The 20,915-nt window shown below is 46.3% G+C and carries 23 protein-coding genes and 7 tRNA genes; 22 read left to right on the top strand and 8 right to left on the bottom strand.

The features are described from left to right. The first annotated feature begins 19 nt into the window (after positions 1-19). The 5 genes from ACO9K6_RS05200 to ACO9K6_RS05180 all read left to right on the top strand — a co-directional run bounded on the left by ACO9K6_RS05200 (position 20) and on the right by ACO9K6_RS05180 (position 5,124). Positions 20-628, top strand: coding sequence for a DedA family protein (locus tag ACO9K6_RS05200; RefSeq protein WP_424766473.1), 609 nt, complete (start codon positions 20-22; stop codon positions 626-628). A gap of 49 nt (positions 629-677) precedes the next feature. Continuing rightward, positions 678-1,244, top strand: a complete 567-nt coding sequence (locus ACO9K6_RS05195) for a thioredoxin family protein (protein ID WP_424766472.1) — start codon at positions 678-680, stop codon at positions 1,242-1,244. 9 nt (positions 1,245-1,253) lie between these two features. Next, positions 1,254-1,916, top strand: a complete 663-nt coding sequence (locus ACO9K6_RS05190; RefSeq protein WP_424766471.1) for an MBL fold metallo-hydrolase — start codon at positions 1,254-1,256, stop codon at positions 1,914-1,916. Between the two features lie 22 nt (positions 1,917-1,938). Continuing rightward, positions 1,939-4,197: a Tex family protein gene (locus ACO9K6_RS05185; protein ID WP_424766470.1), complete on the top strand. Its 2,259-nt coding sequence runs from the start codon at positions 1,939-1,941 to the stop codon at positions 4,195-4,197. A gap of 270 nt (positions 4,198-4,467) precedes the next feature. Beyond that, positions 4,468-5,124, top strand: coding sequence for a nitroreductase family protein (locus tag ACO9K6_RS05180; RefSeq protein WP_424766469.1), 657 nt, complete (start codon positions 4,468-4,470; stop codon positions 5,122-5,124). Between the two features lie 75 nt (positions 5,125-5,199). Here the strand turns inward: ACO9K6_RS05180 and cmpA are convergent, their stop codons facing one another. Both cmpA and ACO9K6_RS05170 read right to left on the bottom strand, forming a co-directional pair. Next, positions 5,200-5,346 carry a cortex morphogenetic protein CmpA gene (cmpA, locus tag ACO9K6_RS05175; RefSeq protein ID WP_424766468.1) on the bottom strand — a complete coding sequence of 49 codons (147 nt, stop codon included), beginning with the start codon at positions 5,344-5,346 and terminating at the stop codon, positions 5,200-5,202. A gap of 79 nt (positions 5,347-5,425) precedes the next feature. Continuing rightward, a complete protein-coding gene (locus ACO9K6_RS05170) occupies positions 5,426-5,788 on the bottom strand; it encodes a hydrolase/acyltransferase (RefSeq protein WP_424766467.1) in 363 nt (120 codons plus the stop codon). A gap of 126 nt (positions 5,789-5,914) precedes the next feature. On the opposite strand from ACO9K6_RS05170, the gene ACO9K6_RS05165 reads away from it, so the two are divergent. The 10 genes from ACO9K6_RS05165 to ACO9K6_RS05120 all read left to right on the top strand — a co-directional run bounded on the left by ACO9K6_RS05165 (position 5,915) and on the right by ACO9K6_RS05120 (position 9,047). Beyond that, complete coding sequence (locus tag ACO9K6_RS05165; RefSeq protein ID WP_424766466.1) at positions 5,915-6,394, top strand: SprT family protein; 480 nt, start codon at positions 5,915-5,917, stop codon at positions 6,392-6,394. A gap of 27 nt (positions 6,395-6,421) precedes the next feature. Next, positions 6,422-6,497: transfer RNA gene (locus ACO9K6_RS05160), tRNA-Asn, on the top strand. A 5-nt stretch (positions 6,498-6,502) separates the two neighbouring features. After that, positions 6,503-6,593 (top strand) — tRNA-Ser (locus ACO9K6_RS05155). Positions 6,594-6,699: 106 nt separating this feature from the next. Then, positions 6,700-6,774: transfer RNA gene (locus ACO9K6_RS05150), tRNA-Glu, on the top strand. A 51-nt stretch (positions 6,775-6,825) separates the two neighbouring features. Then, a tRNA-Lys gene (locus ACO9K6_RS05145) sits at positions 6,826-6,901 on the top strand. Between the two features lie 57 nt (positions 6,902-6,958). Continuing rightward, positions 6,959-7,043: transfer RNA gene (locus ACO9K6_RS05140), tRNA-Leu, on the top strand. Positions 7,044-7,222: 179 nt separating this feature from the next. Continuing rightward, positions 7,223-7,537 (top strand): hypothetical protein, encoded by a 315-nt coding sequence (locus ACO9K6_RS05135; RefSeq protein ID WP_424766465.1) that lies wholly within the window; start codon positions 7,223-7,225, stop codon positions 7,535-7,537. Between the two features lie 112 nt (positions 7,538-7,649). Continuing rightward, positions 7,650-7,724: transfer RNA gene (locus ACO9K6_RS05130), tRNA-Glu, on the top strand. Positions 7,725-7,775: 51 nt separating this feature from the next. Beyond that, positions 7,776-7,861: transfer RNA gene (locus ACO9K6_RS05125), tRNA-Leu, on the top strand. Positions 7,862-8,090: 229 nt separating this feature from the next. Further along, positions 8,091-9,047 (top strand): iron-hydroxamate ABC transporter substrate-binding protein, encoded by a 957-nt coding sequence (locus ACO9K6_RS05120; protein ID WP_424766503.1) that lies wholly within the window; start codon positions 8,091-8,093, stop codon positions 9,045-9,047. Between the two features lie 260 nt (positions 9,048-9,307). On the opposite strand, the gene ACO9K6_RS05115 is transcribed toward ACO9K6_RS05120, so the two are convergent. Next, positions 9,308-9,646, bottom strand: coding sequence for a L,D-transpeptidase (locus ACO9K6_RS05115; RefSeq protein WP_424766464.1), 339 nt, complete (start codon positions 9,644-9,646; stop codon positions 9,308-9,310). A 196-nt stretch (positions 9,647-9,842) separates the two neighbouring features. Next, entirely contained in the window at positions 9,843-11,144 is a 1,302-nt protein-coding gene (uraA, locus tag ACO9K6_RS05110) for a uracil permease (RefSeq protein WP_424766463.1), read from the bottom strand. A gap of 104 nt (positions 11,145-11,248) precedes the next feature. On the opposite strand from uraA, the gene ACO9K6_RS05105 reads away from it, so the two are divergent. The 4 genes from ACO9K6_RS05105 (at position 11,249) to ACO9K6_RS05090 (ending at position 14,117) form a co-directional block, all read left to right on the top strand. Next, complete coding sequence (locus tag ACO9K6_RS05105) at positions 11,249-11,395, top strand: hypothetical protein (RefSeq protein WP_424766462.1); 147 nt, start codon at positions 11,249-11,251, stop codon at positions 11,393-11,395. Between the two features lie 87 nt (positions 11,396-11,482). Further along, on the top strand, positions 11,483-12,544 hold the full coding sequence (gene hflK / locus ACO9K6_RS05100; protein ID WP_424766502.1) for an FtsH protease activity modulator HflK: 1,062 nt from the start codon (positions 11,483-11,485) through the stop codon (positions 12,542-12,544). Further along, complete coding sequence (gene hflC, locus ACO9K6_RS05095; RefSeq protein WP_424766461.1) at positions 12,541-13,407, top strand: protease modulator HflC; 867 nt, start codon at positions 12,541-12,543, stop codon at positions 13,405-13,407. Before hflK ends, hflC begins: the two co-directional genes overlap by 4 nt. A gap of 203 nt (positions 13,408-13,610) precedes the next feature. Then, complete coding sequence (locus ACO9K6_RS05090; protein ID WP_424766460.1) at positions 13,611-14,117, top strand: C40 family peptidase; 507 nt, start codon at positions 13,611-13,613, stop codon at positions 14,115-14,117. A 62-nt stretch (positions 14,118-14,179) separates the two neighbouring features. Here the strand turns inward: ACO9K6_RS05090 and ACO9K6_RS05085 are convergent, their stop codons facing one another. The 4 genes from ACO9K6_RS05085 to ACO9K6_RS05070 all read right to left on the bottom strand — a co-directional run bounded on the left by ACO9K6_RS05085 (position 14,180) and on the right by ACO9K6_RS05070 (position 16,931). Next, complete coding sequence (locus ACO9K6_RS05085; RefSeq protein WP_424766459.1) at positions 14,180-14,749, bottom strand: manganese catalase family protein; 570 nt, start codon at positions 14,747-14,749, stop codon at positions 14,180-14,182. Positions 14,750-14,792: 43 nt separating this feature from the next. After that, positions 14,793-15,056, bottom strand: coding sequence for a spore coat protein CotJB (locus tag ACO9K6_RS05080; RefSeq protein ID WP_424766458.1), 264 nt, complete (start codon positions 15,054-15,056; stop codon positions 14,793-14,795). Beyond that, a complete protein-coding gene (locus tag ACO9K6_RS05075; RefSeq protein ID WP_424766457.1) occupies positions 15,056-15,283 on the bottom strand; it encodes a spore coat associated protein CotJA in 228 nt (75 codons plus the stop codon). The genes ACO9K6_RS05080 and ACO9K6_RS05075 overlap by 1 nt, the downstream gene beginning before the upstream one ends. A gap of 355 nt (positions 15,284-15,638) precedes the next feature. After that, entirely contained in the window at positions 15,639-16,931 is a 1,293-nt protein-coding gene (locus tag ACO9K6_RS05070; protein ID WP_424766456.1) for a glycosyltransferase family 39 protein, read from the bottom strand. Positions 16,932-17,233: 302 nt separating this feature from the next. Between ACO9K6_RS05070 and ACO9K6_RS05065 the strand changes: the two genes are divergently transcribed. The 3 genes from ACO9K6_RS05065 (at position 17,234) to ACO9K6_RS05055 (ending at position 20,862) form a co-directional block, all read left to right on the top strand. Next, positions 17,234-18,190 carry an ABC transporter permease gene (locus ACO9K6_RS05065; RefSeq protein ID WP_424766455.1) on the top strand — a complete coding sequence of 319 codons (957 nt, stop codon included), beginning with the start codon at positions 17,234-17,236 and terminating at the stop codon, positions 18,188-18,190. Between the two features lie 34 nt (positions 18,191-18,224). Then, positions 18,225-19,121, top strand: coding sequence for a carbohydrate ABC transporter permease (locus ACO9K6_RS05060; RefSeq protein WP_424766454.1), 897 nt, complete (start codon positions 18,225-18,227; stop codon positions 19,119-19,121). A 76-nt stretch (positions 19,122-19,197) separates the two neighbouring features. After that, the gene (locus ACO9K6_RS05055; protein ID WP_424766453.1) at positions 19,198-20,862 is read left to right on the top strand and encodes an extracellular solute-binding protein; all 1,665 of its coding nucleotides are present in this window, start codon (positions 19,198-19,200) and stop codon (positions 20,860-20,862) included. Positions 20,863-20,915 lie beyond the last annotated feature (53 nt).

The following is a 20,915-nucleotide window of genomic DNA, read 5'->3' as shown; positions in this document are numbered from 1 at the left end:
TTAATAGGTGGAGGTTTGTATGGAAAACTGGATTACGGATTTTATGGAGCAGTATGGATATTTCGGTATTTTACTCTTGATTGCGCTTGAAAATTTATTTCCTCCGATACCGTCTGAGGTGATTCTGACATTCGGGGGCTTTATGACGACATACACCAGCTTAACGCCGCTGGGCGTCGTCGTCACCGCTACGCTGGGATCGGTTATCGGAGCCATTATTTTATTTTACCTTGGTCGGCTACTTGGCGTGGAGCGTTTGGAGAAAATCATCGATAGGTGGGGGCATGTCCTTCGCGTCAAAAAAGAAGATATACGAAGAGCGGATGCCTGGTTTGATAAATACGGCTACTGGGCTGTGTTTCTTTGTCGGATGGTTCCGCTCATTCGCAGTCTGATTTCCATACCCGCAGGCATGTCCGGCATGAAGTTCGTGCCATTCCTTCTATTCACCATATTCGGAACGCTCATTTGGAATACGCTGCTTGTGTACATCGGTGCTGCGGTAGGAGATAACTGGCATGATATTATTAACTTTATGGATATTTACTCCACTATTGCTTACGCGATTATCGCAGTTGTAATTATTATTGTTCTTATATTATATATTCGCAGAGCCAAAAAGTTTTAAGTATAATTAGGTTAAACACTACCATTTCATAAACGAAAGAGGGATATCGATGAGCAAAAGCATAGCGGATAAGCTTGGACAAGGGATTAGCCCACAGCAGTTTATTGACGGCATGACTAAAAATAAAGAGTCGTTTATCGACTGGTCAGAACAATTCGTTTGGACGGACGAGAGCGATAAGGCGTTTTTTGAATCGCTGAGCAACCGTGATGATCTTCGTTGCCTCATCTTGATGGCAGATTGGTGCGGAGATGTTGTTCGCAACATACCTGTCGTATTCCGCGCTCTTGAGAACAGCGGCATTCCAATTGATGTGCTTATTATGGAAGAGAATCTCGATACGATGGACCAGTATCTGACGCTGGGCGGCCGTTCGATTCCGGTTGTTATTTTTGCCGATACGGGCGGAGCGGTGCTTGGACAATGGGGTCCGCGTCCTGCCTATGTTCAGGAACCGATGGTTGCGTTCAAGCAAGCCAATCCGGACCGTGAAGCGGCGGATTATCAAGATAACCTGGCGGCTGCACGTCAAGAAATTATGCGCCGATATGGCGAAGGAACCGGCTACCAGTCTGTGATTGTGAAAGAACTGCGCACTCTGCTGGAGTCGTTATAGAAGGTGGCTATGAGCGAGAATATGAAGATTGAGACATTTACCCTAGGACCCTTACAGACGAATGCATATGTAATAAGTGTGACTGAGACAGTCGCGGCAGAAGGTCGGCAAGCGGAGCGGGCGATCGTTATCGATCCTGGCATGAATCCTAAGCGGCTGCTCGAACGCTTAGCGGGCGTGAAAGTAGAGGCAATATTGCTGACGCATGCGCATTTCGATCATATGGGCGGAGTTGATGAGGTTCGCAAAGCAGCGGGTTGTCCGGTTTACATACATGATTTGGAGGCGGATTGGCTGACTGATCCCCGTAAGAACGGGTCCATGCGCTGGCAGGACGTTACGCCGCCGCTGTCTACAGATCCTGCTGAATATGCCCTTGCAGAGGGACAGACGCTGAAGATGCTTGGCTTGACCTTTAACGTCATGCACACGCCTGGTCATTCGCCTGGAAGTGTGAGCTTCTTGTGCGGCGAGCATTTGTTCTCCGGCGATGTGCTGTTCAAAATGTCGGTCGGCAGGACAGACCTGCCGGGTGGTCGCGAGCGGGATTTATATAATTCCATTCGTACGAAGCTGTATAAGCTAAAACCGGAGGTTATCGTATATCCCGGACATGGCGGACGCACGACAATCGGCTTTGAAATGGCAAACAATCCCTATACAGGGGCATGAAGCAAAGGACGGTGCATGACGTTTGACGGATACGAAGCAGCAGATAGTGACAGCCGAGCTGGAAGAAGGCGCAGGCAAGACAAAATTAACAACGGAGCAAAGGACCGCCGAAAGCGAGCGGATCGTAAAAGCGATTGCGGCACTGCTTTCCATTCCGGTTACGAAGGTGAAATCGGCGGTAGCGCTGCTGGATGAAGGAAATACGATTCCGTTCATTGCTCGTTACCGGAAGGAAATGACCGGTGAGCTGGATGAAAATGATCTGCGGTCTATTGAAGAAAAACTTCAATATATGCGTAATTTGGAGGAGCGTAAGCGCGAGGTCACTCGGCTCATAGCGGAGCAGGGCAAGCTGACAGACGAGCTGGAGGCGGATATTCAGAAATCTGTTAAGCTGCAGGAGATCGAAGACCTGTATCGCCCTTATCGGCAAAAGCGTAAAACCCGCGCCAGTGTCGCGAAAGAAAGAGGGCTTGAGCCGCTGGCGAGCTGGCTGTGGTCACAGCCGCGTCAAGGCGAACCTCTAGATGAAGCGGCTCGTTATGTGAATGAGTCGAAGGGGGTTCCAAGCGCGCAGGATGCCCTGCAGGGAGCCATGGACATTATTGCCGAGAATATCGCAGATGATGCGGCTATCCGCTCATGGGTGCGTAAATTTACGTTCGATCAGGCGCTTCTGAAAACAGATGCGAAGAATGCGGACGAAGAATCGGTTTACGAGATGTATTACAGCTATCAGGAGCCTGTACGGAAGCTTCCGCCGCATCGCATATTAGCGATCAACCGCGGTGAACGCGAGGACGTGCTGCGTGTGAGCTTCGACGTACCTGCTGAGCGAATACACGACCATATTCAGCGTAAGCTGCTTCGGAACGGAACGGCCGCTAGCATTCGCGACATCCTTGCCGCCGTGGTTGAAGACGCTTATAAGCGTTTGATTTCACCATCGATTGAACGCGAGGTGCGCGGTGAGCTGACCCAGAAGGCTGAGGAGCATGCGATTTCTATTTTCTCCGAAAATTTAAGAAACCTGCTGCTGCAGCCTCCTGTTCGCGGCAATATCGTACTTGGGGTAGACCCCGCGTTCCGTACAGGCTGCAAGCTTGCGGTCATTGATGATACGGGTAAGCTGCTCGAGGTTGCGGTATCGTACCCGACCCCGCCTAACAATAAAGTAGCCGAAGCTGAACGTCAGATTAACGGATTAATCGATAAATACAAGGTCGAGTTGATCGTAATCGGCAACGGAACAGCCTCGCGCGAGACGGAGCAGTTCATTGCGACCCTTTTAGGCAAGCGCAAGGCGTCCTCTGCCGGCAGTGAAGAGCTGAAGTACATTATCGTCAATGAAGCAGGCGCGAGCGTTTATTCGGCCTCTAAGCTGGCTCAGGAGGAGTTCCCTGCCCTTGACGTAGCGGAGAGGAGCGCGGTGTCGATTGCCCGCAGGCTGCAGGACCCGTTGGCTGAGCTCGTTAAAATTGAGCCGAAGGCCATTGGCGTCGGTCAATATCAGCATGACGTCAGTCAGAAACGGCTTGATGAAACGCTTGGGGGTGTCGTCGAATCGGTGGTTAACCATGTCGGTGTCGACGTCAACACCGCATCCGCTTCGCTGCTTTCTTATGTAGCGGGCATTAATGCGACAATTGCGAAGAATATTGTTAAATATCGCGAGGAGAACGGCCGCTTTGCGAAGCGGACACAGCTGCAGAAGGTACCGCGCTTGGGTGCAAAATCCTACGAGCAGTGCATTGGCTTCATCCGTATACCGGAAGCAAGTAATCCGCTCGACAGCACCCCAATTCATCCCGAGTCGTATGATGTGGTGGACAAGCTGTTTAATGAGATGGGAATCCAGCTGAAGCAGTTAGGCTCTGAAGAGCTGAAGGTGAAGCTGGCGGCCGCTGATGCTGCTGCGTTAGCTCCAACGCTTGGCGTAGGGGTTCCTACGCTGCGCGATATCATCGACAGCCTTCTGAAGCCCGGTCGTGACCCGCGGGAGGAACTGCCTCCTCCAATCTTCCATACGGATGTGCTGAACTTGGCGGATCTGGCTCCGGGAATGGAACTGCAGGGAACGGTGCGCAACGTAATTGACTTCGGCGCCTTTGTCGATATCGGAATAAAGAATGACGGACTCGTTCATATCTCGCAAATGAGCGAGAAATTCGTCAAGCATCCGATGGATGTTGTATCGGTTGGCGATACGGTTACGGTTTGGGTGCTCGGTGTGGATGAGAAAAAAGGCCGTGTGAGCTTGACCATGCGCAAGCCGAACTAACCGGCTGCAGCTGGCTCGGTGTGCGATGTGAAACAAGCAAGGCGGAACGAGGATCAAGATAATTATTTCATTATCGCGTAATCCGCTCTGCGGCTTGGAGGGGCTGTCCTTATGAGGTCAAATATGACCTGAATAGGGCAGTTCTTTTGGTTGTGTTCATTTTTTCCAAAGTTAATATACCAAAGTAAGTAAATTGACAAATGTAACGATCACAACTATACTGTGTATATAAAAGATACAGATAAAAACTATTCCTTGGAGGGAACCCCTATGACACAAGCGCAATTAGAAACAACGACACAACCTCAAGCTGCATTTTTCGATGTGTTGAACTCGCGCCACTCTGTACGCAAGTATGATAGCAATGCCACCATTTCGGAGGAGGAGCTTCGCGAGATTTTGGAAATGGCAACGAAAGCACCTTCATCCTCGAATATGCAGCCTTGGCGCTTCCTTGTTGTAACGGATCCTGAGTTGAAGCAAAAGCTCCATCCAATTGCTTTCAATCAACAGCAAGTAGTAGAAGCATCTGCTGTAATTATCGTGTTGGCGGACCTGGAAATGTATCGTTTATCCGACAAAATATACGGCGCTTCTGTTGAAGCGGGGTATATGACGGAGGAGGTCGCAAATAATTTCATTAAGAACTCGACCGAAATGTATTCTGCTCTGCCGGAAGAAAGACGAAAGGAAATCGTCGTATTTGATACGGGGCTCGTTGCTATGCAGCTTATGCTGACTGCGCGCGCCAAAGGCTATGATACGGTTCCTATGGGCGGCTACAACCGTGACCAAGTAAAGGAACTGTTCCATATTTCGGACCGCTACTTGCCGACACTCATGCTGCCGATCGGCAAAGCTGCAGCCGAAGCACATCCGACTTCCCGTCTGACGGTTGACGATGTAACTTCTTTCAACAAATTCTAATGCTTCTTGCATAAATACAAAACCGGCTCTTCCAATGAGGAGGCCGGTTTTTTTATTGCCGATTTATGGGAGCCATTAGTGGAAATCGGCGCCGTTGCTGCCTTGCTCCTTCGGATTTTGCTTATTACGGTAGAAATACCAGCAGTCATTAAGGAGCTTCACTTGCCGGCGGTCTTTCTTATGAAATGCGCGCATCAGTTGGTTGCACAGCCACTGCGGCATACGCATCGTCCTCCTCCCGGGCCTAACATGTTGTACTTTTACATTATGGGGAAGGGCGAATGTCCGTGCAGGTCCAACCTTAAATGAGCTGTTCTTCCTCGTACTCCTCATACCACTGCTCAAGCTGCGCTTGCAGAGCCCGTATTTCCGTCAGCAGCGAAATAAGCGGATAGGATTTCTCCTGCACGCCGGCAAAATCCTGCTCCAGTCTGTTAATGTAATCAAGACCGGATAAAATCATAATGGAAGAATCATGCAGATCGACATCATTGCATTCCGCCACGGCGTAAGGCAGGCTTGGGATATATTCGGCCGTCAATTTATCGATTTCTTTATGAAGACGCAGATTAAGCGCGCTTAGCTGATAAGCGTGCGATTCAGGCATTTCGACAAAGAAGATGCTGTCGTTCTGTTTCATTAAAACAAAGCGCATAGTTGCCATATTGATAAGTGCTCTCCCCTCGGTATGTTACCGTGTTTCATATACAAGTAAGTCTGTTTATAATTCCTACTTGACAGTTTAGCCTATTGAGGCTTTAAAATTCAAGTAGTTAGGGGAGAATAATTGATGAATAATGATTCGTTACAGCAATGGGTTGAGCAAATTTCGACGGCTTATTTCGGCCGTCCATTTCTGCACCAAGCAACCTTTAACAGCCGTCTGAAGGCAACGGGGGGACGTTATTTTACACGTTCACACAATATTGAGATCAGTCCGCATCAACTGGAGACGTTTGGCTTTGCTGAAACGGAAAAAATAATCAAGCATGAGCTGTGCCATTATCACTTGCATATTATGAGGCGGGGATACCGGCACCGGGATGCCGACTTCAGAAATCTGCTGGCCCACGTTGGCGGCTCGCGTTATTGTCAATCGCTTCCAGAGCGTGCACAGCGCAAAAAGATGCCTTATCGCTATAAGCTTATTTGCAGTAAATGCGGCATGGAGTATTTGCGTAAGCGAAAAATTGATCCCGCTAGGTATGCATGCGGCAAATGTCGGGGCAAGCTAAAAATAATTGCGCTTGACTTTGAAAATGAAGCATGATAAATTATTACTTGTCACTTTTAATTTTCCCTGATAGCTCAGTTGGTAGAGCACTCGACTGTTAATCGAGTTGTCACAGGTTCGAGTCCTGTTCGGGGAGCCAAGTTTGGAGAGATACCCAAGTGGCTCAAGGGGACCCTCTGCTAAGGGGTTAGACTGCGTAAGTGGTGCGAGGGTTCGAATCCCTCTCTCTCCGCCACATGTTTTCTCACAAGTGTTTGCAACGGGGGACCGTTCAACCGGTCTTTTTTATTTGCCTGTATAGGCTGCAGCCAAGTGTGAAGCAATAATTGCTTTGTTATCAAGGCCCGTTGGTCAAGGGGTTAAGACACCTCCCTTTCACGGAGGTAACAGGGGTTCGAATCCCCTACGGGTCACCATCTTTTCTCAAGCTGAAAGAGCTCTCAAGAGTTGCTTTACAGTCACAGTGAGAGCCATTAGCTCAGTTGGTAGAGCACCTGACTTTTAATCAGGGTGTCGAAGGTTCGAGTCCTTCATGGCTCACCATTTGCTTCAACCCTCGAAGCGGATGCGAGTGAAGGGAACGGTATGAATGTTAAATGTGCGGTAGTGGTGGAACGGCAGACACGCTATCTTGAGGGGGTAGTGTCCCATGGACGTGCAGGTTCAAATCCTGTCTACCGCACCATAACCTAATTAATACCATGTATATAGGTGAATTTAGAGGGTGTGCGACACGAACACTTTTCTGATAGATGCTGCCACTTTATATTCAGATCATAAAATCTGACTAGAGAGTGGTTTTTTCGTTATAGATGATGGATACCGTGCGAGCAGAAGCATCAATTGAAATGAGGAGCTGTGGATATGAGAATGAATTTGAATTTTACGAATAAGGGACAAGCAGCAATCGCTAAGTTCAATAATGAAGAGTTGCTGGAAATATTCGCACGATACAGCAATACGTTAATGAAAAAATATTCAATTGAGATTACGGTGCCGGCTGAAGGCAATGAAGCGATTGTAGAAAAAGGCGCGATGACGGTTATAGCGGATAAGATTGAATGCGATGTAGATACCTTCTTTAAGGAACTGGGAAGAGATGTAAAGGTGCCTCTGAAGAAAAGGCTGTCTCCAGAAGATAAATTAGACAATGTATTCAAGGCGGAGTCACTTGATTAGTAATCGCCAGGTCTGAATCTTATTCTCAGAAAAAGTGCTTGTAATCCAGCATATATGCTGATATAATCATTTTTGTTGTCTGAAGGATATAGCTTATATAGCTGTAAGAAATGGCCCGTTGGTCAAGGGGTTAAGACACCTCCCTTTCACGGAGGTAACAGGGGTTCGAATCCCCTACGGGTCACCATTGTTTCATTCATCTTTACATGCTCGGAGCAAATGAAACAACTTCATATGTGCGGTAGTGGTGGAATGGCAGACACGCTATCTTGAGGGGGTAGTGGGCGTATGCCCGTGGAGGTTCGAGTCCTCTCTACCGCACCATAACGAAATAACGAACACCTTCGCGCGAGCGGAGGTTTTTTTATTTTTACAGGAAGGAAGGGGAGTGCAACGCAGGGAGGCTTGAATGAAAAACCTTGAAAAAACACTTGCTTTAAATGACGATTTATGATTTAATGACAATGAAAATCATTATCGATAAACTGGTGAGGGAGAAATGAAAGTGAAAAGATTTGGACTAGGAAAAGCGGGTTTATTGGCTTTAGCATTGATGCTCGTGCTCGTTATTGCGGCATGCGGCTCTGGAAATACGAATCAAGCAGGGGAGAACAACAGCCCAAATAACGCAGCGGCAACGAATGGGACGAATGCTGCGGAGGCTTCGAATACACCAGCATCAGAAAGCGAGACCGTTACATATAAAGCGGCTAATGGTGATATTGAAATACCTAAAAATCCAAAACGGATTGCACTGCTTGCCGATTACTTTGGATATTTCATGCAGCTTGGCATTAAGCCGGTTGCCGTAACGAACTATTCGTTCCAGAATCCGTTCTTTGAGGGTCTTCTGGACGGTGTCGAAAATATCGGAGATGGAAGCGATTTGGAAAAAATCATTGCAGCGCAGCCTGATCTAATTTTCACATGGGATGAGAAAAGCGTAGAGCAGTTGGAAAAGATTGCTCCAACGATTCTCATCCAATACGGCGCTTTGAACTATAAGGATCAGCTAAAGGAATTTGGAAAAATAACGGGTACGGAAGCAAAGGCAGAAGAGTGGTTGGCATCTTGGGATGCTAAAATCGCTGAAGCGAAACCGAAGCTGCAGGAGTCAGTTGGTGATAAGACGATCTCGATTATTCAAACCGACGGTAAAAACGTATATGTATTTGGCGATAAATTCGGCCGCGGCGGTGAAATCCTCTATCAAGAATTGGGGCTGAATGCGACACCGGCAACGAAGAAAGAAACGATTGATCAAGGACCAGGCTATGCGAGTATCTCGCTGGAGAAGCTGCCTGAGTTCGCAGGCGATTACATCTTTGGAGGAGCATGGACGCTGGAAAATACCGCGGACTTGCTGTATGATAGCGCCATTTGGAAAGAGCTTCCGGCTGTAAAGGCGAATAATGTATTTGAAATCCATCCGATTGGCTTTTACTTCAATGATCCGATCTCGCTGGAGAAGCAGCTGGATTTCTTCTTAACGAACTTGGTGAAGGAATAAAGCCCCATAGTTAAGCTTTTAATTAACAGTTGAAATTAAACAGTAAGAGGACTCTTTCAGAGGTATTAATAAGATACCTTTGAGAGAGTCTTTTTTTGTTGTCCTGGATTCAACTTTATTTGATGAAGTTATCCATTGATAGATGGAATTAGTCTTTACGAATAAGAAGAGACCTCCCCTAAAGCGGCTTGCAATAATTACAGTAAATGTATATACGAGAGGCGAGACGGAAGTTTTCGGTAAATCGGAAGTCCAGGCAGCTACGGCCGAATCGTCACCATTGTGCCGATAGGCACGATTTGCGATAAAGCTACAACGTCATCATTAAACATGCGAATGCACCCATGCGAAACAAAATGGCCGATGGAGGAAGGATCATTGGTACCATGGATGCCGTAATGCGGCTTAGATAAGCCCATCCAGAAGTCGCCAAAGGGTCCTCCTGGATGGGCTTGCTTGTTAATGATGAAGTATTCGCCGGTTGGCGTCTGGGTTACCATCCTTCCGACTCCTACAGGGTAAGAATGAATGACGGTATTCCCGTCTAAAAGATGCAATTGACGTTCAGAGAGATCAACGATAATCCGATAGGCAGGCATTTTCTCAGCACTCCTTTCCATATAGGGTATGTGGGAGTATGCAGAATGGCTTCACAGCATTAAAAAGTGAAGAGGCAGTGGGTAGAAAGAGAGCGGTAAGCACCTATGTGTTCCTACAATACAAAAGTAACAATTAGTAAATGGAAAAAGGAGAGTCCCTCAAGGTCATAGACCTGGTGGACTCTCCTTTTTTTGTTTAATGTCCTGCTGCCTCGCTGTCATTGGAGAGCCTTAGCACCTCGAACAGCTTGAACAGAAGACTAAATACGATTGCGACCACCGTTGCAAGCGCCATCCCGTGAATGGAGAAATCTCCAATCGTAAGTTTAACGCCGCTTAGACCGGTTACGAAAACGATGGTAGAAAGGAATAGATTGGTTGGTTTGCTGTAATCCACTTTTGATTCTACAAGCATGCGAAGACCTGATGCGGCAATAACGCCGAAGAGCAGCAAGGAAACGCCTCCCATAACGGGCGCTGGAATACTGGATATGAGCGCGGAAAACTTGCCTGAGAATGACAGCACAATCGCAATCACAGCCGCTCCGCCAATGACGAAGGTCGAGTAAACTTTCGTAATTGCCAATACGCCGATATTCTCGCCGTAGGTCGTATTCGGTGTGGAGCCTACGAAGCCGGACAAAATCGTTGAAATACCGTTGCCAAGCATAGAACGGTGAAGGCCAGGGTCCTTTGACAAGTCCTTCTCCACGATGTTGCCTGTGACGACCAAGTGACCGATGTGCTCTGCAATGACGACAAGCGCAGCCGGTGCAATAACAATTATGGCCGTCCATTCAAATTGAGGAAACGTGAAGGTCGGCGATTGAATCCAACCGTTCTCTCCCACCTTGCTGAAATCTGTGAAGCCCATGAAAAAGGCAATCACATAGCCGGTAACGATACCGAACAAAATCGGAATAATGCGCATAAATCCGCGGAATAGCACGGATGCAAGTACGGTTACAACCAACGTAATTGTCGATAAAGCGACGACTCGCGAGTCAGGCGACCAGTTATCTGGAGCACCGGCTTCTGGAATCCAGCCAGCCATTCGCGCAGCAACCGGAATAAGCTCCAAGCCGATGATTGCAACAATGGCTCCCATAGCTGCTGGAGGGAATACGATATTAATCCATCCTGTCCCAGCGGCTTGAATAATAAGAGCTACGATCGTAAAGATGACACCGGAAATAATAAATCCGCCAAGCGCCGCCGCATAGTTGCCGCCGCCGGCTGCTTGATCACCGATCACGGCGCCAGCTGGAGCGAGGAATGCAAAGCTTGAACCGAGATAAGCAGGGATTTTGCCTTTGCAAATCCATATGTAAAACAGTGTGCCGATTCCGTTCATGAGCAAGCAGACCGCCGGATCGACGCCTAGGATATTCGGTACGAGAACAGTCGAGCCGAACATGGCGAACAAATGCTGCAGGCTGAGCATGAAGCTTTGTCCAAGTGGCGGTCTTTCATGGACACCTATTGCTTTTTTCATCATAATGCGCTCCTTCAATGATCTAGTTTAGCTAGGTATAACCCTTGTAGATTCTACCTAGTTCCGCAGTGGTTGGCAAGTGTTTTCTTATCATAGGCTGGGCTGGAATGAATACATTAATGAAAAAGGGTGGGGAAGCACGCGGTTATAAGGATGTATTTGAGGATATGGTTGGCAAGCAAGGTGTCGTCCTTGTTAATTCCGCTGCGGATGCGCCCGGCATTGTAAGGATCGGCAAATTATTAAAAAAATGAAAAAAAACCGTGACCTATGCCCGAGTTACACGTATTATCCATTAAATCAAGGGATGTTGTCAAAAGGGGAGAGATGTATTGAGCATTATGGATCAAGATCAGAATCAAGGTCAAAATCATGCCCACATTAATACGCGCAGACCGCCGGAGTTCAAGCCGGGCACGGTGAAGAAGATAGTTATCGGTATCGTGGCTGCGGTTATCGTGGTTTGGTTGGGATCATCGTCATTTTACACGGTGCAGGAGCAAGAACGTGCGGCGATAATGACCTTCGGTAAGTATACGAGTGAGAGCTCGGCGGGGCTGCATTTCAAATGGCCTTATCCGATTCAGCAAGTCTATACTGTACCGGCAGAGCTGACGCAGCGTATTCATATTGGATATCGTCAGGAAGGCAATCAGGTTACGCCAGTAGAAGATGAAGCAATGATGATTACGGGGGACGAAAATATTGTATCGGCAGACGCGGTCGTGCAGTGGAAAATAAGCAATATTCGTGATTTTTTATTCAATATTGATGATCCTGAGCAGTTTCTGCGTAATGCGGCAAGCTCGTCGATCCGTTCGGTCATCGGCTCAGAGAAGCTGGATTACGCCATTACGGACGGTAAGACGGTTATTCAGGATAAGGTCCGGGAGAAGCTGGTCCAGCTGCAGGCGAAATACAACACGGGCATTCAAATCATTGATATTAAGTTCCAAGATATCGAGCCGCCAAGCGGTCAAGTTGCTGAAGCATTCCGCGAGGTAACGAATGCGCGGGAAGAAAAAAATACGAAAATCAACAACGCAGCCAAATATGAGAATGATCGTATCCCGAAAGCACGGGGAGAGGCGCAGGCGTTAATTGAGAACGCAGAAGGTCAGAAGAAGTCGCGTATTCTCAATGCTCAAGGTGACGTTGCACAATTTAATGCGATTTTCGCCGAGTACAAGAACAATCCGAATGTTACACAAAGCCGTTTAGTTCTTGAAACATTGGAGAAAATATTGCCTAATGCTCAAATTTTCATTACAAATTCGAATAGTGACACCGTAAATTATTTACCATTAAACGAACTGCTGCGCAGCGGATCGAGTAACGTGACGGCTCCGCCAGCAGCGACACCGCCTGCAGATGCAGCTCCGCAAGGAGGCAATGCGCAATGAAAAAAAATCAATGGATAACCCTTATCGTAGGTGTCATTGCTCTTATTCTATTATCAGGCTCGATGTATGTCGTAAAAGAAGGCGAGTACAAAGTCGTTCTTCGATTCGGTGAAGCAATGCGGGTGGCGCCTGAGCCAGGCTTGAAATTTAAAATTCCGTTTATTGAAAACGTATCGATGCTTCCGAAGTATCAAATGACGTATGAGAGCAGTCCGACGACTATTCTTACGAAGGACCAGAAGCCGATTGTTGTCGATAACTATACCGTTTGGCGAATAACGAATGCATCCGAATTTTTAAGAACCGTTCAAACGGTGAGCGGCGGCGTTCAACGACTCGATGAGGCAGTATATAACTCAGTCAGACGCAAGCTGTCTGAGGTGAACTACGATAACATCATCAGTGAGAACACGGAGCGCGGCAATATTAATGATGAGATCACGAGGGATGTTGTTGAAGCATTAAAGCGAGACAGCTACGGCATTGAGGTTATTGACGTGCGCATTAAGCGTACCGACTTGCCAGAGGAAAATAAACAAAGCGTATATAACCGAATGATTTCGGATCGTCAATCGATTGCCGCGAGGTATCTGTCAGAAGGTGACGAGGAATCGCGCAAAATAACATCGAAGGCGGATCGTACAGCCACTGAGCTCATTGCTCAAGCGGAAGCCGACTCGAAGAAAATTATTGCGGAGGGCGAGGGCGAAGCGGCTCGTATTTATAATCAGGCTTATGGCAGCGACCCGCAGTTCTACAACTTCTACCGTACGCTTGAAAGCTATGTGACGACGCTGCAGAATGAGCCGGTCATCATGATTCCGATCGATTCACCTTATGCGAAGATACTGTTAGGACAATAGGATAAGCAAGGATTGAGGGACTGTTTTCCGGGTTAATATTACCTGGGATACAGTCCTTTTCTCAGATTAGGAAATTCTCATTATTTTTTCATTTATGGGCTGAAAGCCTCTTCAATACTAGCAATTTTTTCTCATAGGTATAATTTAGGTAACCTCAAATTTGCTATATTTGTTGCAGACAAAAATAGTGGAGGTCATCTTAAATGCAGCTTAAACCATTCATTACGAAAGTTATCATAGCAAGCATGTGCGCAACGACAGTGGCGACAGCTATTCCATTTGTACAAGCCCCGCTTGATTCAAAGGTATCGGCAGCGTCAAGCTCGAAGGCGGATAAAGTCATCAGTCTTGCGGAAAGCTACAAAGGCCGTATCAGCTACGATTGGGGTACAAGAAACGTAAACCGTATGATATTCGATTGCTCCTCCTTTACGCAATTCATCTACCGCAAGGTAGGCGTTGAATTGAAGTGGGGAACGAAGGACCAGAAGTCGCAGGGTACGGCTGTCAGCAAAAAAAATCTTCGTAAAGGCGATCTTGTCTTTTTTGATACGGTTGGAAAAAACAATCGCGTCATTAACCATGTTGGCATCTATATGGGCGGAGGGAAATTTATTCATAACACGCCTTCTAAAGACGGTCTTGCGATTAACAGCCTGAGCTCAGGCTGGTGGTCCAGCCATTACGTTAGCGCTCGGAGAGTGCTGTAATCTGTAAGCAAAAACAGGACATTCCCGTAGAGGAAGGGTCCTGTTTTTTTTACCGCTATCTGCTAATAGAATATTTTTTCATTTTGCTTCTCTTTCAAGATTTCCACGGCTTCTCGGAAGCGTAAGGAATGTACAATTTCACGTTCCCGCAAAAACTTCAAACTATCTTGAAGATCGACATCATCCGTCAGATCAATGAGCCATTGGTAGGTTGCTCTTGCCTTTTCCTCCGCTGCGATGTCCTCGTATAAATCTGCAATCGGATCTCCTTTGGCTTGAATATACGCTGCTGTCCATGGCACGCCTGAAGCATTCTGATAAAATAATGCGCTGTCGTGAGCAACATAATGATCACCTAATCCGGCCGCTCTCAGCTGCTCGGGTGTCGCATCCTTCGTCAGCTTATAAACCATGGTGGCAATCATTTCTAAGTGAGCGAATTCCTCTGTCCCGATATCGGTCAACAGTCCGATGACCTTATCCGGAATCGTATAGCGCTGATTCAAATAACGCAGCGCTGCTGCGAGTTCACCATCCGCTCCTCCATATTGCTCCAATAAAAATTTCGCCATGAGCGGATCACATTTGCTTACGCGAACAGGATATTGCAGCTTCTTCTCATAAATCCACATTCACCGTACCTCCTCAACGATTTGCACGATAGAAAATCGTTCATTAAACCTGCCAAGGCCAAGGGGACTCAATCCATGAGAAAGGAGCGTGGACATAGCTTTGGCCAAAGTGCTTCAGCGGACCATACTCGGTTTCATAGCGATGCGCGATCTTTTGTCTGAGTTGAGCATATTGATTGTATTGCTGGATGGCATTCGTATCGCTCGGATGTGTGTCCAAATATAAATTTAATTCCACTAATACAAAATCAACGGCCTGCAATTCGTGAAGCAGCTTGTAGTAATTTTCATCCAACACTTTTTGCATCAGACTTCACCTTCTTCTGGCCTGTTGTTTTTGGGACCATACGAACTATAGAGCGCAGGCCATAGCGTTCCATGCTTCAGTGCTTCAAACGGTGTGAATTGAGGGAGGTTTGGAGGCTGAAAGGGAATAAATAATTGAGGCGGCGTACTAAAGCTTTTTACTCTTATGGGCGGACATGGATCTAACGGACTTACGTAAGGCTTAAAATAGCGTACCTGCTCGTTCACGATCGCAGTCTCCTTTCGGGTATTGTTCGAAACAATATATGGGCGTATGGTTGACCAAAATGCCTAATTAATGTATAAACTGCAGCCTAAGCCAGAGGTATACTTCCAAATTCCATTTCTAATGTACAAAACACATTAGAATCACAGCCTTATAACTGCTTTAAAGTGCCGGCTGCTTCAAGAGCAGCACAAGGAAAGCCTGATATTCTACCGTTATGGAAGAATATCAGGCTTTTTTGCTCAATTGGGGTGTCTAGAGGTGCCTCCAGTCGCTCCCTTGGCAGGGAGGGCTTGGGAGGTTTCGAAAAGCCTTTAAAGCTTGCTTGGAAGCCTATGAAGGTTTGTTTAGAATTTTTTATAGGCTTGGAGCATTCTTGGTTTGTTTTCGTTCGAAATATTTGATCGCCCAATCTATAGCATAAGCCGCTAATATGAAAATAAGAAACACGTTCGGATAGCCGTAACGGTTGAAGGCGACAAAGGGAATATAGATTACCGTAAAGTAAGCCAGGGAAAGCAACATGAAAAAGTAAGGGATGCTTTTTTTCTTCATCGCTTGAATGAACAGAAGCACCAGCCCCGCAGCCCCCATCAGCATCAACAGCGCGTGATAAACGACTACTGGCGCTTTAGGCACATCGAATACTGTTTTCCAATAATAAGGCGTTGCATAAAGGCCGAATACCTTGTCGACGGTATACCATTTCAAGTACTCCAGCGGCCGTTCCTGAAAGCCAAAGATAACAATTTTTTTGGCGGCATCAGCCAAATCATTATCCGAGCCAACGAATAAGTTGTTGCTGTCGCCTTCGTATTCCGGATGAGCCTCGAAGAAGGCCTGCGATGGCGCTGCGTGATGGATCAACGCTCCTAGCAGCATCGGATTTCCGGCTGACTTCGTGAATGGAATGAATTCATCGAACGTTATGTAATTGCGAATCCACCATGGCGACAAAATCAGAATGAGCGTTATTGATATAATGGCCGTGCGCGTGACGATTGTTCGCAAGCTTACCCTTTGGAAGAGCCAAAGGAGAAACCATACAATGGGCAAAAGGATCGAATGCGGCTTGAAATAACAAGCCAATCCAACGAGTACGGCGGCAATGACGTAATGCTTCAACTGATGGCTCTTCAAAGCAAGAAGGGTGATGCAGCATAATAAGATAAAGATCGTTCTGAACATCGTTTCCGATAAAATGGCGCCAGCGGAGAAATAATCCGGCAAATAGAGCGCAGTCGCGATAGCGGCAATTAGGGCTGTCCTCTGATTGAAGAGCTGATTGGCTAGCACAAATATAAAGTAAACGGACAGTGCCTGCAAAGCTGCTTGAAAAATGCGGAAAGCCATCACTGCCGTATCGTTTTGTCCGAATATAAGCATCAGTCCAGATAATACGACAGGCATACCTGGCATAATAAAGGTAGAAGGCTCCTCGCCGCTATTATAAGCAATCGTGTTCTTATTCAATAAGATTTTCGCGCTATTTACATATTTTACGTCATCGTTGTCAAGCTTCTCATAGGAGCCTAGCAAGTAATGATCACCGTAAACAAGTGCGGATGCCGTACTTCCTGCAAATACAAGAAGAATCGTGACGAGAAGAGCGATCTTAATCGGCTTGGATACATTTTTTAGCTGAAACAAAACTGGACACCTTCATTTCTTTTATATACTTGAGCTGCAAAAATCATCTTCCAATAATAATAGAGACGGACATTTGATGCAAAAAGTTCCAATTGCTAATTGGTATTTTTGGAGACTTTGCATGTTCGTGCAAGGACAGTTGCTGCATAGCATAAAGAGCGGTGAAGGCAAATATTTTAAAAATTAATTTTTTATTATTTAATCATTGATAAGTATCATTTTTAGTTGTTCAGTTAGCTAGTCTCGTTTTTGTCCCTGCGATAGAATACAAGAAGAACAACAAGTGCAAGGGGGATTGAGCAGTGGCGCAGATTTCTGTAGAGAGCGAACTGAAATTAAAAACGAAACCAAAAAACGGCTTCAAAAGATTTATTAAGCAAATTGACATCCAACTCATGGTTATACCTGCATTATTGCTCATTTTTGTATTTAGCTACATACCGATGTACGGCGTTTTGATGGCGTTCCAGGATTACAGTCTCTTCAAAGGTTTTTTTGCCAGTGAGTGGGTTGGACTGAAGCATTTCGATATGTTCTTCAATTCACCTGAGTTTTTCAAAGTGATGCGAAATACGGTTGTCATAAGCTTATTGAAATTTTTCATAGGTTTCCCGGCACCGATCATTTTAGCTCTCATGCTGAATGAAGTGAAAAACATGTTGTTTAAGCGTGTGGTACAAACGGTTAGCTATTTGCCGCATTTTATGTCATGGGTTATTGTTGCCGGTCTAGTGATGTCGATGCTCTCTACCGATAACGGAAGCATCAATATACTTATGGAAAACTTGAATTTTATTGATGAACCGATCAATTTCCTCTCGATTCCTGAGTTATTCTGGTCCATTCTCGTATCGACCGGAGTTTGGAAGGAAATCGGTTTTGGTTCGATCGTTTATTTAGCGGCAATTGCCGGCATCGATCCGAGCATGTACGAAGCTGCGTCGATGGACGGTGCGAGCAAGTTTAAACAAATTTTCTTGATTACGATTCCTTCTATCATGCCAGTCGTGATTATATTTATGATTCTTGCCATAGGAAATCTGCTGAATGCGGGTTTCGAGGATATACTCCTGCTGGCGGTCAATCCGGTACTCAGGGACGTGTCAGATGTTATAGACACTTATGTGTATAGGGTAGGTCTTCAAAATTCAAGGTACTCTTACGCAACTGCGGTAGGATTGTTCAAAGCGGTAATTAGCGTTGGTCTGTTGACGATGGCCAATTACTTAGCCCGCAGAGCCGGAAGCAGCTTGTGGTAGATTATACAATTAATCCGGAAAGGCGGATGATGCAGTGATTCGGTTAAGCTTTGGAGACCGTGTAATGACGGTTACAATTTATATTCTGCTTGCGTTATTAGCTTTTATAACCTTCTATCCTTTTTGGAATGCATTAGTTATTTCGTTGAATGAAGGCATGGACACAGCCAAGGGAGGCGTCACCTTTTGGCCGCGAGCTTGGACGATGGAAAACTATAAAATTGTGTTCGAGGACGACCGGCTGCTTGGCGCCTTCTTTATCTCGGTAGCCCGGACGATTGTTGGAACAGCAGCATCTATCCTCTTTACCGCTATTTTTGCTTACGGTATCTCAAAGAAGGAATTGATGGGCCGGAAGTTTTATATGGTCGTTTGTATTATTACAATGTATTTCAGCGGCGGACTTATTCCTTCCTTCTTGCTCATTCGTGAGCTTGGCCTGATGAACAGCTTCTGGGTGTTTATTATCCCGTCGCTTATCAGCGTATGGAATATGATTATTTTCCGGACCTTCTTCTTGGGCTTGCCTGCAGGGCTTGAGGAGTCGGCGAAAATTGACGGTAGCGGCAACTGGGGAATCTTTTTCCGGATCGTTATTCCGCTCTCTGGGCCAGTAATCGCAACTCTATCGCTTTTTACAGCTGTATTCCATTGGAATGACTGGTTTGGTCCAAGTATTTACATTTCCAACGAGAATCTTCTTCCGATACAGACCATGCTGAAACAAATTTTGAATACGAACGTCATATCCGATCAGTTGTCGCAGCTAGACTCCGCGGCGCAGGGCCAAATGGCCAAAATGCTGACGGTTACTGGCAAGTCACTGTCGATGGCGACGATGATGGTAGCAACGCTTCCGATTATTATGGTGTACCCGTTCCTTCAAAAATATTTTGTGAAGGGCGTTCTTATCGGCTCTTTGAAAGAGTAGGACCTCATGCATTGAATGTAGTTTAGGGCGAAAGCTTTGAACATAAAAAAACAGCTTGAAAGGGGAAATTAGACAGATGAAGATCAAAAGCAAACTGCTAGTTCCAGTTGTATCCGCTTTTATGGCCGTCTCATTGATGGCAGGCTGCAGCAATAATGGCGGCAACTCCGGCAGCGGGGAAACGGCTAATGGCAATGCTGATGCAAACAACAGCAACAGTAATACTCCAGCAGCTGTTTATGAGCTCGGCAAGGAGCAGTTAGATTTCACTCTTTATGGTCACTACGATTGGTATACAATGCCAGAGTGGGGCGGGGATATCACTAGCACATGGATTAGAGATACGAAAAAAGTTAATGTGAAGCCGATTCATTCCGGCGGAGCCGCTCAAGAAAAGCTGAACACCATGATCGCAACCGGAGATTTGCCGGATGCAATCTGGATGGAGCGCGTTGATGTTGAAAAATTGCGCAGCGCAGATATGCTTGTGCCGCTTGATGACTACCTGGACAAATATCCTAACTTGAAAAAATGGCTAGGCGATGAAGGCATCAACATGCTTCGTTCCGAAGACGGCAAGCTGTATCAGTTCCCGAACTGGTATACAAAGCAGCCAAACGGTAACGCAGGTTATGTCGTGAATAAGAAAATTTACGAGGAGCTTGGATCACCTAAGCTCGAAACAACGGATGATTTATACAACTACCTGAAAATGGTTAAAGAAAAATTTCCAGACGTAGTACCGTACGACCCGGACAGAGCGGTTGACGGTCAAGGCTTGGATACGCTTTATTCCGCATTTAAAGAAAATGATCAGAAGTACCCAGGTATGCGCGCTGTTCCTAACGGCGATCAGCTGACTTCGATCTTCCTTGATCCGGCATACCGCGAAGCTATGCAATATACGTCTAAGCTGTTCCGCGAGAAGCTAATCACACAAGATGCTATGACGCAAACCGTTGACCAAATTAAAGAGAAATTGCTGGCAGGCCGAGTTGCGGTATATTCCTCCGCAAGCCCAACTGAAAACGCAATGCTGGCGCACGGTGAACTAGTAAAGCAAGATCCGAATGCAGGCTACTTCATGATTTGGCCAATTCACAAAGAAGGTCTCGATAAGAACAAAATTTTCCCTGGCACGTACGGCATGCTTGGTTGGAACGTAACAGTTATTACTAAATCAGCTAAAGATCCTGAAAAAATCTTTGCTTTCTACGATTGGTTGACAGGTCCTGAAGGACAAAGCGTAATGATGTGGGGCCCTCCTGGCATCTACTGGGATGGAACGGAAGCTGATGGCGAAACACCAATTTTCACTGAAAAATACACATCTGAAGCAGGTGAGCTTGCTAAGCTTCAAGCCATCACAACAAGCTTGAACTGGGTTGGCAATACCGTATTCATCGATACAACTAAAGCGGCATTCGAAGAAACATTGCCGGTAGAGCAGCAGAACTGGTCGACTCGTTACCAACGTGAGATTACATGGAAGACGCAATCAAACGCAACGGAGTTCATCAACATTGATCCGCAGCCAGAGACAGAGGAAGGCATTATTCGTCAACGCATTGAGGATCTGTATCTGGAAGTAAGAGCAAAAGCATTGTTTGCGAAAAGCGATGAGGAAGTCCTTGCAATCCTTGACCAAGCGGAGAAGGATGCACAAGCAGCAGGCTATGATAAGCTTCTAGCTTATAAGACTCAAAAATGGCAAGAAAACCTTGCTAAAATTAATGGGTAATAAGCTGTTTAGCTCGTCATAACTGACATAAAACAGCCATAAGGGTGTGCTAT

The organism is Paenibacillus praedii (assembly GCF_049725345.1).
Lineage (GTDB): Bacteria > Bacillota > Bacilli > Paenibacillales > Paenibacillaceae > Pristimantibacillus.
This window is presented reverse-complemented; position numbering and strand designations above follow the sequence as displayed.

Bases quoted from the DNA above. Each gene is read 5' to 3' on its own strand.
- ACO9K6_RS05200 (WP_424766473.1), top strand. From the start codon at position 20: ATGGAAAACTGGATTACGGATTTTATGGAGCAGTATGGATATTTCGGT.
- ACO9K6_RS05195 (WP_424766472.1), top strand. From the start codon at position 678: ATGAGCAAAAGCATAGCGGATAAGCTTGGACAAGGGATTAGCCCACAG.
- ACO9K6_RS05190 (WP_424766471.1), top strand. From the start codon at position 1,254: ATGAGCGAGAATATGAAGATTGAGACATTTACCCTAGGACCCTTACAG.
- ACO9K6_RS05180 (WP_424766469.1), top strand. From the start codon at position 4,468: ATGACACAAGCGCAATTAGAAACAACGACACAACCTCAAGCTGCATTT.
- cmpA (WP_424766468.1), bottom strand. From the start codon at position 5,346: ATGCCGCAGTGGCTGTGCAACCAACTGATGCGCGCATTTCATAAGAAA.
- ACO9K6_RS05170 (WP_424766467.1), bottom strand. From the start codon at position 5,788: ATGGCAACTATGCGCTTTGTTTTAATGAAACAGAACGACAGCATCTTC.
- ACO9K6_RS05165 (WP_424766466.1), top strand. From the start codon at position 5,915: ATGAATAATGATTCGTTACAGCAATGGGTTGAGCAAATTTCGACGGCT.
- ACO9K6_RS05135 (WP_424766465.1), top strand. From the start codon at position 7,223: ATGAGAATGAATTTGAATTTTACGAATAAGGGACAAGCAGCAATCGCT.
- ACO9K6_RS05120 (WP_424766503.1), top strand. From the start codon at position 8,091: ATGCTCGTGCTCGTTATTGCGGCATGCGGCTCTGGAAATACGAATCAA.
- ACO9K6_RS05115 (WP_424766464.1), bottom strand. From the start codon at position 9,646: ATGCCTGCCTATCGGATTATCGTTGATCTCTCTGAACGTCAATTGCAT.
- uraA (WP_424766463.1), bottom strand. From the start codon at position 11,144: ATGATGAAAAAAGCAATAGGTGTCCATGAAAGACCGCCACTTGGACAA.
- ACO9K6_RS05105 (WP_424766462.1), top strand. From the start codon at position 11,249: ATGAATACATTAATGAAAAAGGGTGGGGAAGCACGCGGTTATAAGGAT.
- hflK (WP_424766502.1), top strand. From the start codon at position 11,483: ATGGATCAAGATCAGAATCAAGGTCAAAATCATGCCCACATTAATACG.
- hflC (WP_424766461.1), top strand. From the start codon at position 12,541: ATGAAAAAAAATCAATGGATAACCCTTATCGTAGGTGTCATTGCTCTT.
- ACO9K6_RS05090 (WP_424766460.1), top strand. From the start codon at position 13,611: ATGCAGCTTAAACCATTCATTACGAAAGTTATCATAGCAAGCATGTGC.
- ACO9K6_RS05085 (WP_424766459.1), bottom strand. From the start codon at position 14,749: ATGTGGATTTATGAGAAGAAGCTGCAATATCCTGTTCGCGTAAGCAAA.
- ACO9K6_RS05080 (WP_424766458.1), bottom strand. From the start codon at position 15,056: ATGCAAAAAGTGTTGGATGAAAATTACTACAAGCTGCTTCACGAATTG.
- ACO9K6_RS05055 (WP_424766453.1), top strand. From the start codon at position 19,198: ATGAAGATCAAAAGCAAACTGCTAGTTCCAGTTGTATCCGCTTTTATG.